We start from the raw sequence: 12,948 nt of genomic DNA, 5'->3' as shown, positions 1-12,948 counted from the left end.
CCTGCTCGGCGCGGTGTCTCGGGCGGCGGTGTCGGGGGCGGGCACGGCGAACGGGCGCGGCCGGTGCGCAGGGTCTCCCCCGGTCCGGCCACGCCCGTCCGGTGCCGTCAGCCGGTGCGCTCGCGCAGGCTGCGCGGGCGCAGGTCGGTCCAGTGCTGCTCGACGTGCTCCAGGCAGTCCGGCTTGGCGGCCGGCCCGTGGCTGACCGTCCAGCCGGCCGGGACCTCGGCGAACGCCGGCCAGAGCGAGTACTGGCCCTCGTCGTTCACCAGGGCGTAGAAGGTGCCGTCGGGGTCGTCGAAGGGGTTGGTGGACACGGTTCTCCCAGGTCGGCGGTGGTCGTGGAGGTGCGGCTCAGACCGCGGCGGGGGCGCCTGCGCCGGCCGGGACCTCGGTCCCGCCGGGGGCGCCGAGCCCGGCCAGCGAGGCGACGACCTCGCCGGAGCGGACGGCGATGTTGGACAGCAGCGTCGAGGTGATGCCGTGCGTGTGCTCGGTCGGCCCCTGCAGGTAGATCCCGGCACGGACGGCGGTGCCGTCGGCCAGCTCGGTGGTGCCGACCTTGTAGTCGCGGCGGACGTCGAGCCGGCCGGAGCCATCCCGGCCGCAGGCCCCGGGGAGCCCGCCGCCGAGCAGCCACAGCGGGTCGGTGGCCTGGTATCCGGTCGCGTAGACGACGGCGTCGGCCGCGATGACCTCGCGGGAGCCGTCGATGAGGGACTCGACCGCCAGCTCCACCCGGTCCGCGACCTCGACCACGTCGGCCACCCGGGACACGTTGCGGAACCGCAGACGCTCGGTCCCGGCGACCCGCTCGTGGTAGTGGGTGCGGTAGAGCTCCTCGATCAGCTCCGGGTCGACCACGGAGTAGTTCGTGTTCGCGTGGTAGCCGAGGATCCGCTCCTTGACCTCGTCGGGGGCGGAGTAGAAGTCGTCCACCGCGGCCGGGTCGAAGATCCGGTTGGCGAACGACGTGTCGTCGGCAGGGCTGTAGCCGTAGCGCGCGAACACCGCGTGCACCTCGGCGCGGGGGAAGGTCCGGTGCAGGTGCGCGACGGTCTCCGCGGCGCTCTGGCCCGCGCCGACGACCGCGAACCGGGTGGGCTCGGTGCCGTCGAGCTCGCCGGTGCGGAACAGCAGGTCACGGTTGTGCCAGATGCGGCCGCCGGTGCGGACGCCGTCCGGCATGGCCGGGGTGAGACCACAGGCGAGGATGACGTTGCGCGCGCGGAGGCGCTCGACCGTCCCGCCCGCCGTCCGGACGACGACGTCGACGGCGTCCACGGTGGAGCCCTCGCCGCGCACCGGGACGACCTCGACGACCTCGCGGCCGTAACCGACCCCGACGTTCCCGCCGGCACCGGCGCCGATCTCCCCCACCCGCGCGGCGGCCCACTCCAGGTAGTCGTGGAACTCGCGCCGGGTCGGGAAGCTGGACCCGTAGTTGATGAAGTCGGCCAGCCGGTCCCGGTCGTGCAGGTACGAGAGGAAGGAGAAGCTGCTGGTCGGGTTGCGGAGCGTCACGAGGTCCTTGAGGTAGGACACCTGCATCGTGGCGTCCTCCAGCAGCATCCCGCGGTGCCAGCCGAAGCGCTCCTGGCGCTCGACGAACCGCGCGGTCATCCTGCGTGAGGCGGGTACCGAAGCATTGTGCTCGAGGAGCGCGATGGCCACGCCGAGGTTCGACGGTCCGAACCCGACCCCCACGACATCGAGAATCTCCTGATCGGAGTGGGGATCCGCGTTCGAAGGAGTGGCCATCACTGTCCTTTCGTTGCATCGGCACGCCTCAGATAAGGCGAGGCTAACTGCAACACGGAGTCGTACGTCCCGCCTAGGGGGTGATCCTCCGGGGGCCGCGTAACACGATCGTCATCGCAGGTCAGAATCATGACGTGACCCGCATGTCACCCGAATGGCCGTAATGACGGACCGTCCACTCAGGGCCGTACGGGCGTGTCCTGAATCGCATTCGCGGATCGTCGTCATTGACGAGAGGGTCATGCCTTCCGACACCGCCGGAGAGGGGCGGGCGCGCGGACATGACATGACCCACGCACCCTGGACGATGGAGCCGCGAACACGGAAGGGCCCGCCCCGCCGACGGCGGGAACGGACCCTGGACGCATGCCGTGGCGCCGCGCGCGACGCGCGGTGCTCACCACTCCCAGTTGCGCACGACGAAACCCCCTCATTCGAGTCGCCGCCGCTCACCGGCGGCGGTCTCCGAGCCACCGTCACACCCTCATGGGTGATCTCTGTCGAGTGACACGATCCACCAGTGTAACGATTCGACGACGCAGCGTCACCGATTTGAGGTTCCCCTGAGGCGTTCACCGTGCGTGGTGTGCCGTTCACCGCGGACCCGGTGACGGTGCCGTCCATGCCGGGAACCGGGCCGTACCCGTGGGTAATGTGAGGCTTACTTGTCCCGGCAACTGACGGACGGATCCCCGACGTGACCTCGCACCAGGCGGTACCGCGCGCGCGGCGCCGCTGGTGGCCGTCCGGGCGGTGGACGCTGCGCGAGCTGCCGGCCGGGGCCGTGGTGTTCGTGCTCGCCGCCGAGGCGGTGGCGGTCGGTGCTGTCGTCGCAGGGGTGCTCGCCGCGCCTGTGCCGGACGGAGCCGACCTGCTGCTCGCCGCGCTGCTCACCGTCGTCGCCGGCGCGCACACCGAGCTGTCGCGCAACGCCGAGCGCCTGCGCCGGCGGATCGCCGAGACGCGGTTCGTCAACATGACCTCGGTCTGGACGTTCTCGGCCGCCCTGCTGCTGCCGGCGCCGGTCGCGACGGCCGTGGTCCTCGCCGTCTACACCCATCTCTTCCTGCGTGTCTCACACCCCGCGGGGACACCGGTGCACCGGCACCTGTTCAGCACCACCACCGTGGTCCTCGCCGTCCACGCCGTGGCGGTGGTGAGCCTGCTCGTCCCCGCCGGACCCGCCACCGGCGTGCGGGAGGCGGTCGTCGTCCTCGTCGCCCTGCCGGTCTACGCGTGCGTGAACACCCTGCTGGTCGTGTCGGTGCTGCGGGTGACCCGGCCGGGCTCGCGCTTCCTGCCGCTGCTGCTCGGCGGGGAGATCCTGCTGGAGCTGGCCACGCTCTCGCTGGGCGGTCTGGTGGCGGTCATCATCGCCCACACCTCGCCGTGGCTGGTCCTGCTCGCCGTCCTCCCGCTGGCCGTGCTGGAGCAGACGACGCTCGTCCGCCAGCTCGAGACGCAGGTGGACACCGACGCGAAGACCGGCCTGCTCAACCCGGCCGCCTGGCGCTGGCGCGGCCGGCGGCTGCTGGAGCGATGTCGTCGCACGGACCGCGCCGCAGCCGTGCTGATCCTCGATCTCGACCACTTCAAGGGCGTCAACGACCGGTACGGGCACCTCGCGGGCGACGACGTGCTGCAGGCCGTCGCCGGGGTCCTCACCGCCGAGATCCGCGACCACGACCTGGCCGGCCGGTTCGGCGGCGAGGAGTTCGTCGTCGCGCTGGGCGGCCTGCGCCCGGACGACGTGGTGTTCGGCCGGGCCCGCGAGGTCGCCGAGCGGATCCGGCGCAGCGTCGCCGCGCTCGACGTGCCGACCTCGACGGCCGGCCGCATCAGCGGTCTGTCGGTGTCGGTCGGTGTCGCGGCGTCCCCCGACCACGGCGACGATCTCGACACCCTGCTCGCGGCCGCCGACGCGGCACTGTACGAGGCGAAGCGCGCCGGCCGGAACCAGGTCCGGGTCCGGCACTCCGAACCCGCGCCGCAGGGCGAGCCCGCGGCCCCGCCGTTCGGACTGAGTTTCGGGACCTGAGCTCACCCGGCCAGCAGGGCCCGGACCAGGTCCTTCCACTGCGCGAGCATCGAGTCGTCCCGCGGGTCGCGCGGATCGAAGGTGTAGGTCATGGCCGCACCCCGCATGGAGGTCAGCAGCAGGTCCCGCACCTGCTTGAAGCGCGGGCGCGACGCCAGCTCGTCACCGAACATGCGGGCCATCGACGCCCGGATGGCCGCGCCGAGGCGCCGCTCCTCCGGCCGCAGCGCGTCGGCGATCTCGCCGTTCGCCCGGGCCGCCGTCCAGAGCTCGATCGAGGCCCAGAAGTGCGGCTCGGAGAAGCTCTCCCAGAGCAGCTCGATGACCCGGTCGGCCCGGTCGAAGGCGTCGGCGGGCGGGTTCTCCTCGACGACCCGCCGCACGCGTTCCTCGGTGTCGGCGACCCGTTTGACGGCGAGGTGCTGGGCCGCGGCGACGAGCAGCCGGTCCCGCGAGGGGAAGTGGTGCAGCAGCCGGCCGCGGGACACGTCGGCCGCGGACTGGATGGTCAGCGTCGTCGCGCCGGAGTAGCCGCCGTCGATCAGGCAGGCGACGGCGGCGTCGAGGATCCGGGCGCGGCTGTCCTCCGACCGCTGCGCCCGGGTCCTCGTGCCGTGTGTCCGCTCGGTGGTCATGATCGGACTAGAGTCCCAGACCCCGGCCGATGACCTCCTTCATGATCTCGGTCGTGCCGCCGTAGATCCGGGTGATCCGGGCGTCGGCGTACGCCGTGGAGATCGGGTACTCGCTCATGTAGCCGTAGCCGCCGTGCAGCTGCAGGCACTTGTCGACGACCCGGCCCTGCAGCTCGGTGCACCAGTACTTCGCCTTCGACGCGTCGACCGCGGTCAGCTCGCCCGCGTTGAGGGCGCGCACGCAGTCGTCGACGTAGTGCTCGGCGATGTCGATCTCGGTGTCCAGCTCGGCCAGCACGAACTTCGAGTTCTGGAACGAGCCGATCGGCGAGCCGAACGCCTTGCGCTCCTTCACGTACTCCAGGGACTGCGTCAGGGCGGTGCGGGCCGCGGCGACGCCCGCGACCGCGATCGACAGCCGTTCCTGGGGCAGGTTGGTGACGAGCTGGGTGAAGCCCTGGCCCTCGTCGGGCCCGAGCAGGTTCCCCACCGGGACCCGGACGTCGGTGAACGACAGCTCGGCGGTGTCCTGCGCGTGCTGGCCCAGCTTGTCCAGGTTCCGGCCGCGCTCGAACCCCTCCATCCCGCGCTCGAGCACCAGCAGGCTCATGCCCTTGTGCTTCTGCGACGGGTCGGTCTTCACCGCCACGACCACCAGGTCGGCGTTGATGCCGTTCGTGATGAACGTCTTGGACCCGTTGACGACGTAGTGGTCACCCTCGCGGACCGCCGTCGTCGACATCGAGGCGAGGTCCGAGCCGATGCCCGGCTCGGTCATCGCGATGCCGAGGATCAGGGTCCCGTCCACAACGCCGGGGAGCCAGCGCTGCTTCTGCTCCTCGGTGCAGTAGGCGAGCAGGTAGGGCAGCACGATGTCGTTGTGCAGGGTCAGGCCCAGCCCGGACGCCGCGGCCCCGGACCGCATGAGCTCCTCGGCGATGACGGCGTTGAACCGGAAGTCCGGCACGCCTCCCCCGCCGTAGGACTCGGGCACGTCGATGCCCAGGAAACCGTTCGCGCCGGCCGTGGTGAACAGCTCGCGCGCGACGATGCCGTCGCGCTCCCACTGCTCCTCGTGCGGCACGATCTCCTTCTCCACGAAGGCCCGGAAGGCGGACCGGAAGTCCTCGTGGTCGGACTCGTACAGTGTGCGCCGCATCGGACGTCTCCTCCTCGCGCCGGGCCCGCTACCGCGGCTGCATCCGGATCGCGCCGTCGAGGCGGATCGTCTCGCCGTTGAGCATCGGGTTCTCGACGATGTGCGCGGCCAGCTTCGCGTACTCCGCGGGCTGCCCCAGCCGCGACGGGTGCGGCACCTGCTTGCCCAGCGACGCCTTCACGTCCTCGGGCAGCGCCCCGAGCAGCGGGGTCTCGAACAGCCCCGGCGCGATCGTGCACACCCGGATCCCCAGGTCGGCCAGGTCACGCGCGATCGGCAGCGTCATCCCGACGATGCCACCCTTCGACGCCGAGTACGCCGCCTGCCCGATCTGACCCTCGAACGCCGCCACCGACGCCGTGTTGATCACCACGCCGCGGTCCCCGTCGACCGGCTCGGCCGTCGCGATCCGCTCCGCAGCCAGCCGGATCACGTTGAACGTGCCGATCAGGTTCACGTTGATCACCTTCGTGAACCCGTCCAGCGGGAAGGCGCCCTTCTTGCCGTAGGTCTTGGCGGCGTTGCCGATGCCCGCGCAGTTCACGGCGATGCGCACCGTGCCGAGCTCCTCGGCGGCGTCGAGCGCGGCACCGACCTGGGCCTCGTCGGTGACGTCGGCCGGCACGAAGCGCACCGCGTCACCGAGCTTGTCGGCGACGGCCTCGCCCTGCGACGACGGCAGGTCGATGATCACGACCTTGCCGCCCTGCTCGACGAGCTTCTCGGTGGTGGCCAGGCCGAGGCCGGAGGCCCCACCGGTGACGACGGCGACGGAACCGTTGATGTCCATGTCTGTAGCGGTCCTTTCCGTGGGGAACGTGTGAAGGTAGGGATCAGAGGAGTTCGAGGATGGTGGCGTTCGCCTGCCCGCCGCCCTCGCACATGGTCTGCAGGCCGTAACGGATGCCGTTGTCCCGCATGTGGTGCACCAGCGTCGTCATGATCCGCGCACCCGAACCACCCAGCGGATGCCCCAGCGCGATCGCCCCACCGTTCGGGTTCAACCGCTGCGCCACACCCGCGTCGTCCCCACCGATGTCGGCCAGCCACGCCAGCGGCACCGGCGCGAACGCCTCGTTCACCTCGAACGCCCCGATGTCCGACAGACCCAGCCCCGACTTCGCCAGCGCCTTCTCCGTCGCCGGGATCGGCGCCGTCAACATGATCACCGGATCCGCACCCGCCAGCACCGCGGTGTGCACCCGCGCCACCGGACGCAACCCCAGCTCCGCAGCCTTCTCCGAGGTCGTCATCAGCAACGCCGCCGACCCGTCGGAGATCTGCGACGAGTTCCCCGCATGGATCACCCCACCCTGGCCGGCCTCCTTGAACACCGTCTTCAGCTGCGCGAGACCCTCGAGCGTCCCGCCCCGCCGCACACCCTCGTCCGCGGCGACCCCGGCCAGCGGCGCGATCTGGCCGTCGAACCGGCCCGCGTCCTGCGCCTCGGCGGCACGCGCGTGCGACTGCAGCGCGAACTCGTCGAGCTGCTGCCGCGAGAAGCCCCACTTCTCGGCGATCATCTCCGCGCCCACACCCTGGTTCGGGGCGGTGCCGTACCGCGCCGCGAAGTCCGCACCGAGCGGGTCCTCGCCCTGGCTCGACGAGAACATCGGCACCCGGGTCATCGACTCCACACCACCGGCGACGACCACGTCGTACTGCCCGGCGATCAGGCCCGCCGCCGCGAAGTGCACCGACTGCTGGCTCGACCCGCACTGCCGGTCGACCGTCACACCCGTCACCGACTCCGGGAACCCGGCCGCCAGCGCCGCGTTGCGGGCGATGTCCAGGGTCTGCTCACCGGACTGCGACACGCAGCCCCAGATCACGTCCTCGATCTCAGCCGGGTCGACACCCGACCGCTCCGCCACGCTCCGCAGCACGTGGGCCGACAGATCGGTCGGGTGCACCCCGGCCAGACCGCCCTTGCGCTTGCCGACCGGGCTGCGCACCGCTTCGACGATGACTGCGTCTCGCACGTCCCACGCTCCTTCGCGACGGGTTCCGGCGCCACCGGGCGCCGTTCTCGTCGGCGACGGTAGCAGGAAACAGTCAGGACTGACTGCCTGGCGGTCGTGCGAGCCGCGTCACGCCCGGATCCGGTCCGCCAGCCGGCCCAGTCCGAGCACGGCCCAGCCGAGCAGGAGGAACCCGGCGGCGAGCCGGACGATGTTCCAGGCCAGCCCACCCGCACCGACGGCGTCGGGATCCAGGAAGTAGTACGGCGCCCGCCGGCCCGTCCCGTTCAGCACGAGGAGGGCGAGCGCGAGGTAGGCGGCGGGGAACAGGAGCCAGACCAGCGGGCGCCACCACGGGACCGGCGGCCCGGCCCGCCGGACCAGCGTCCAGTCCATCAGCGCGAGGAGCGGGACGACGACGTGCAGCAGCACGTTGGCCGGCGTCCAGCCCATGCTGCGGCCGGTGAGGAACAGCAGCCAGACGACTCCCGCGACCAGCAGGTACACCACGACCGCGGCCCGCAGTCCGGTGGCACGCCGTGCCCGGGGCGCGACCAGCATCCAGGCGTAGAACGCCGCCGCGAGGACGTTGACCTGGTAGGTGAAGGTCGTCAGCCGCCACGTCACGCCGCTGCGCGAGGTCAGCTCGACCAGTACGAGCGCGGCGAGCACGCAGAGCACGATCGCGGCGCGCACCGGCACGACGAGTGCGTCACGACGGCCGGGGGCGGGTTCCGGGGTCACCCCCGCTCAACTCCACGGGACGGGCCGCCGTTCCCGGCTCCCGGTTCGGGCGAGCGCCCCGCGGGCCGGGCGGCACGATCCGCGGGGTGATCCACGCCATCCGGTGCCGCCCGCCGCTCGCACCTGATCGTTCCGTCGTGCAACGTGGATGGTGAGCATCCCTCACGAGGAGGAGGTCCGTTGTCCACCACCGAGCACGGCAACGTCCCCGCCGGGGGCAACACGGTCGCCGGCGGCTGGGGCGTGACCCGCAGCGTCGGGCTCACCGCGCTCGCCGTCGCCGCGGCCCGCGCCGAGGAGGCCGAGCGTCCCGGCGCACTGGCCACCGACCGGTTCGCCGCGGGATTCGTGCGGGCCGCCGAGCCCGCGGCGCCCCTGACGTCCGCGGGCGGGCCCGCCTGGGACGCGCTCGTCGACATGATGGCGATCCGCACCCGGGTGCTCGACGACCTGATGCTCGCCGCCGCAGGCGCCGGGATCCGCCAGGTCGTCGTCCCGGCGGCCGGGCTGGACGCCCGGGCGTACCGGCTGCCCTGGCCGTCGGGCGTCACCGTGCACGAGATCGACCAGGCGGAGGTGCTGTCGTTCAAGCAGCACGTCCTCGACGCGGCCGGGGCCGTGCCTCACGGCCGGTACCGCCCGGTCGCGTGCGACCTGCGGGACGACTGGCCCACCGCGCTGCGCGACTCCGGGTTCGACCCGGCGGCACCGACGGCGTGGCTGGTGGAGGGCCTGCTGCCCTACCTGCCGCCGGACGCCGAGGCGGACCTGTTCGCCCGCGTCACCGAACTGTCGGCCCCGGGTAGCCGGATCGCCGTCGAGACCCTCGACCAGGCCGCCGCCGACGGGTGGATGCACTCGTCGGCGGTGCGCGAGCTCGGGGCCGCGACCGGGTGCGACCTGGCCGAGCTCTGGGACACCCGCCGGCGACCGGCCGCCGTGGACGTCCTGCGCGGGCACGGCTGGCGGGCCCGCGGCCGCGGGATCGGCGACCTCGGCGCCGAGCTGGGCCGGGTGCCGTCCGGCCCGGCCGCGGGCATGGTCACCCACGCCGCGATCGTCGACGCGGAGCACTGAGGCGCGACCATCGACACGGAGCGCTGAGGCGCGACCGTCGACACCGAGCGCTGAGGCGGCTCGGGGCCGGGGTTCAGGCCCCGGCGCTCCCGGCGCGAGCGGGGGCGCCGGTCCGGTCGTCGTCCCCGGTCGCCTGCTGCCCGTCGCCGGTCGCCGGGGTCCCGTCCCGGGACTCCGACGCCTCGTCACCGGCGTCCGGGACCCCGCCACCGGCGTCGGCCGCCGCGTCGTCCCGGCCGAGGATGCCCTCCTGGGCCGCGACGACCGTCGGGACGGTGATCTGCCCGGCCACGTTGGTCGCCGTCCGCATCATGTCGAGGATCGGGTCGATGCCGATGACGACCGCGATCCCGGCGGCGATGACCTCGGGCGGGAGGCCGACGGCGGCGAGCGTCAGGGTCAGCATCGTGAACCAGCCGGTCGTCCCGGCGGTGGCCAGCGCACCGAACACCGCGACGGCCACGATCACCAGGTACTGCCACACGGCCAGCTCGATCCCGGAGATGTGCGCGATGAAGATCGTCGCGAGGGCCGGGTAGACGGCGGCGCACCCGTCCATCTTGGTCGTCGTGGCGAGCGGCACGGCGAAGCCGGCGTAGTTCCGGTCGACGCCCAGGTCGATCGCGGCCTGCCGGGACTGGGGCAGCGACGCGCCCGAGGAGCGCGACACGAACGCGAACTGCAGCACCGGCCAGGTCACCGAGAAGAAGCGGCGCGGGCCGATGCCGGCGACGACGCGCAGCAGCAGCGGGTACACCCCGAACAGGACGATCGCGCAGCCCAGGTAGACCGTGACGATCAGGCCGAGCAGCGAGCCGACGAAGCCGCTGCCGTAGGTGGCGAACGCGTTGCCGATCAGGCCGAGCACGCCGACCGGTGCGAGCACGATGATCCATCCGATGATCGTCAGGACGATCTCGAACGCGGACCGGGAGAACGCGACGAACGGCTCGGCCTTCTCACCCAGCGCGTAGGCCGCTGCGCCGACCAGCAGCGCGGCGAGGACCACCTGCAGGACGTTGTCCTCGGCGAACGCGGCGACCGGGTTCGCCGGGATGATCCCCGTGAGCAGGGCCTGCCACGACCCGACCGTCTTCTCCCCGACCTCCTGGACGGCCTCGGGGTCCGCGGCGACCGAGATCCCCGCGCCCGGGCGGCCGACGATGCCGATGGCCAGACCGATCAGGACGGCGATCAACGAGGTGCCGGCGAACCAGGCGACGGTGCGGCCGCCGAGCCGGGCGGCCGTCCGGCCACCGCCGAGGTCGCGCAGGCTGACGATGCCGACGACGACCGCGAGGAAGACCAGCGGCACGACGGTGAACTGCAGCAGCCCGGTGAACAGGCTACCGACGGTGTCCAGTGTGGAGGCCAGCCAGTCGGCCCCGGTGAGCCGGGCGGTCAGCCCGAGCAGGGCGCCGAGTACGAGACCGGCGAGGGTGAGGACGGCGAACACGCGGGGCCTGCGCCAGGCGCGGGCCGCACGGACGACGAGTGACACGATGGGGATCCTTCGGGTGCGGTGGTGACGGTTGCCGGGGCCGGGTCACGCCGGACAGCCCGACACCATGCGCCGGCACAGGTCGATCACCCGTCTGCGCACCATCACCAGTCCACGTCCCCGCACGTGGTCCCACAACGCCCGGTGTGCCCGCTTCCTTCCCGGGCACGGTGTACCCCCCGTCACGCGCGTGACGGTCAGACGGGGACCGATCGGGTCCTGGCGTCGCGCGGCAGCGGTACCCGCGCCGGGTCCCGCGGCAACCGGCCGGGCCACACCAGGCAGAGCACCGGTGGGGCACCGACCGCACGCAGGGCGGCGACCGCGAGCTCCACGTCGGACGCCCGCGTCCCGGCGGTCTGCACCGCGAGCACCGTCGGCCCGCCGTCGCGCAGCGCACGCAGGTCCTCCTGGCGGAGCCGCGGGGACCGCAGCGCCCGGACGACCGGCACCCCCGCCCCGGGATCACCGGCCGGCGCCCCCGGCGTGAGATCGGTGTACACCCGCCGGTCCCCCACCAGCGTCGCGGCCTTCACCAGCTCGCCGGCGATGTCGCAGGCCGGCTCCGCGGTGAGCTGCACGACGGTGACCTGTGGGAACCCGCTCAGCCACCGGCGGTAGGCGTCGGCCAGCACCGGCACCGCCCCGGGTGCCCGGCCCGGCGCGAGCACCGGCGGGTCGATCCGGTCGCGCAGTGCCGCGGCCGGGTCTGCCTCCGGCAGCAGACGCCTGCCCCGCCGGACCGCGGGGACGCCCACGCCGACCAGGACCGGCACGGCCAGCCCGCCGAGCAGCACGGCCCCGGTGACCCACCAGCCGAGCGGGACCGCGGGCCCGGCGACCGCGGCCGCCCCGGGGACGACGACGGTCGCCTGCCCCGTGCGGTCCGCCAGCACCCGGCCGAGCTGGTCCGCGACGGGATCGGGCGCGGTGCCGCCGCTGTCGGACGCCGCCGCCGCGGCGCGCCGGTCGAGCTCGGCGCGGACCGGGCCGGTGCCCGCCGCGTCGACGGCCGCGTCGACGGCGGCGACCTGCTCCGTCAGTGCGGTGACGGCCCCGTCGACGGCGGCGGTGGCGGCCGCCGCGTCGGGACCGGTGGCGCGGACCTCGATCGTCCCGGGCGCCGGCGAGGTGACCTCCGGCACGGCCCCCGCGGGCTCGGCGACGCGGTCGGTGAACGCGGTCGTCGCCGCGGCGCCGAGCGCGCGGGCGGTGGCCGCGGCAGGATCGGCCGACCCCACCGTCGCGACCTGGAGCGTCGCCGTCGCCACGGTGGGGGGCGGGACGAGCACGGCCAGCACGGCGGCGGTGCCCGCGGCGAGCACTCCGAGCAGGACGACCCGGCCACGCCGGCGGGCCAGGACGGCTCCGGCCTCACGCAGCGGGCCGTTCCCGCGCCCCACCGGGACGCGGACCCCCGGACCGGCCGCGACCCGGCCGGGCGCGACGGCGAGGAGTGGGGCGGAACCGTTCACCGCGCCGTTCGCGGCCCCGTCGACGGCGCGGTCCCCGTGGCCGCTCCCCGGGTCCTTCACCAGCGCGTTCCGCGGAACGTCCACCGCGTCGTCCGCCGCCGGCGCGTTCCGCGGAACGTTCACCGCATCGTCCGCCACCGTCGCGTTCCGCGGAACGTCCACCGCACCGCCCGCCGCCGGCGCGTTCCGCGGAACGTTCGCGGTGCCGTTCGCGGTGCCGTTCGCGGTGCCCTTCGCGGTGCCGTTCGCGGTGCCGTTCGCCGTGGCGTTCCGCGGAACGCTCCCCGGGGTCGCGGCGACGTCCGCGGGGGCCTGCACGCCGTGCAGACCTGGGCCGTCCGGTACCGAGCCGTCCGGACCGGCACTGTCCGGTGGTCTCGGGACCTGCATCGGGGACCGCAGCCCACGACGCGGAACCGGCGGACGGGGGAGGTCACCGGGCTCCGGGCCTGGGGGCCCGGCCTGCGCCGGCACCGCGGGCGCTCGACCCGTCCCCCCGTCCGCCGGACCGGTGGCCCCCCGCGGGACCGGGGACGGCCGGCGGGCCGGGGACGGTCGCGGGACGGGGCCGGACCGCGGAACGGCTCCGGACCCGGC

Annotated in this window: 11 protein-coding genes; 2 read left to right on the top strand and 9 right to left on the bottom strand. The window is 73.7% G+C overall.

Translation table 11 applies throughout. From position 1 onward, the window contains the following. Positions 1–107: 107 nt before the first annotated feature. Together AD017_RS23780 and AD017_RS23775 are read right to left on the bottom strand one after the other, a co-directional pair. Entirely contained in the window at positions 108–317 is a 210-nt protein-coding gene (locus AD017_RS23780; RefSeq protein ID WP_010224654.1) for an MbtH family protein, read from the bottom strand. Between the two features lie 37 nt (positions 318–354). Then, on the bottom strand, positions 355–1,761 hold the full coding sequence (locus AD017_RS23775; RefSeq protein ID WP_082398898.1) for a lysine N(6)-hydroxylase/L-ornithine N(5)-oxygenase family protein: 1,407 nt from the start codon (positions 1,759–1,761) through the stop codon (positions 355–357). Between the two features lie 697 nt (positions 1,762–2,458). On the opposite strand from AD017_RS23775, the gene AD017_RS23770 reads away from it, so the two are divergent. Then, positions 2,459–3,799: a diguanylate cyclase gene (locus tag AD017_RS23770; RefSeq protein ID WP_060575613.1), complete on the top strand. Its 1,341-nt coding sequence runs from the start codon at positions 2,459–2,461 to the stop codon at positions 3,797–3,799. Between the two features lie 2 nt (positions 3,800–3,801). Here AD017_RS23770 and AD017_RS23765 read toward each other — a convergent pair whose 3' ends face one another. The 5 genes from AD017_RS23765 to AD017_RS23745 form a co-directional block, all read right to left on the bottom strand. Beyond that, entirely contained in the window at positions 3,802–4,434 is a 633-nt protein-coding gene (locus tag AD017_RS23765) for a TetR/AcrR family transcriptional regulator (RefSeq protein WP_060575612.1), read from the bottom strand. Positions 4,435–4,441: 7 nt separating this feature from the next. Further along, the gene (locus AD017_RS23760; RefSeq protein ID WP_060575611.1) at positions 4,442–5,593 is read right to left on the bottom strand and encodes an acyl-CoA dehydrogenase family protein; all 1,152 of its coding nucleotides are present in this window, start codon (positions 5,591–5,593) and stop codon (positions 4,442–4,444) included. Positions 5,594–5,621: 28 nt separating this feature from the next. Then, entirely contained in the window at positions 5,622–6,383 is a 762-nt protein-coding gene (locus tag AD017_RS23755) for a 3-hydroxyacyl-CoA dehydrogenase (protein WP_010224644.1), read from the bottom strand. Positions 6,384–6,426: 43 nt separating this feature from the next. Further along, a complete protein-coding gene (locus AD017_RS23750; RefSeq protein ID WP_060573763.1) occupies positions 6,427–7,575 on the bottom strand; it encodes an acetyl-CoA C-acyltransferase in 1,149 nt (382 codons plus the stop codon). A gap of 108 nt (positions 7,576–7,683) precedes the next feature. Beyond that, positions 7,684–8,298 (bottom strand): Pr6Pr family membrane protein, encoded by a 615-nt coding sequence (locus AD017_RS23745; protein WP_060575610.1) that lies wholly within the window; start codon positions 8,296–8,298, stop codon positions 7,684–7,686. Positions 8,299–8,478: 180 nt separating this feature from the next. Between AD017_RS23745 and AD017_RS23740 the strand changes: the two genes are divergently transcribed. Continuing rightward, positions 8,479–9,375 (top strand): SAM-dependent methyltransferase, encoded by an 897-nt coding sequence (locus AD017_RS23740; RefSeq protein WP_060575609.1) that lies wholly within the window; start codon positions 8,479–8,481, stop codon positions 9,373–9,375. Between the two features lie 73 nt (positions 9,376–9,448). On the opposite strand, the gene AD017_RS23735 is transcribed toward AD017_RS23740, so the two are convergent. Next, a complete protein-coding gene (locus tag AD017_RS23735; RefSeq protein ID WP_010224635.1) occupies positions 9,449–10,876 on the bottom strand; it encodes a dicarboxylate/amino acid:cation symporter in 1,428 nt (475 codons plus the stop codon). 197 nt (positions 10,877–11,073) lie between these two features. Further along, the gene (locus AD017_RS23730) at positions 11,074–12,669 is read right to left on the bottom strand and encodes a hypothetical protein (protein WP_060575608.1); all 1,596 of its coding nucleotides are present in this window, start codon (positions 12,667–12,669) and stop codon (positions 11,074–11,076) included. Positions 12,670–12,948 lie beyond the last annotated feature (279 nt).

The organism is Pseudonocardia sp. EC080619-01 (assembly GCF_001420995.1).
GTDB lineage: Bacteria > Actinomycetota > Actinomycetes > Mycobacteriales > Pseudonocardiaceae > Pseudonocardia.
The sequence above is the reverse complement of the archived record's forward strand: the minus strand, read 5'-3'. Positions and strand labels throughout refer to the sequence as shown.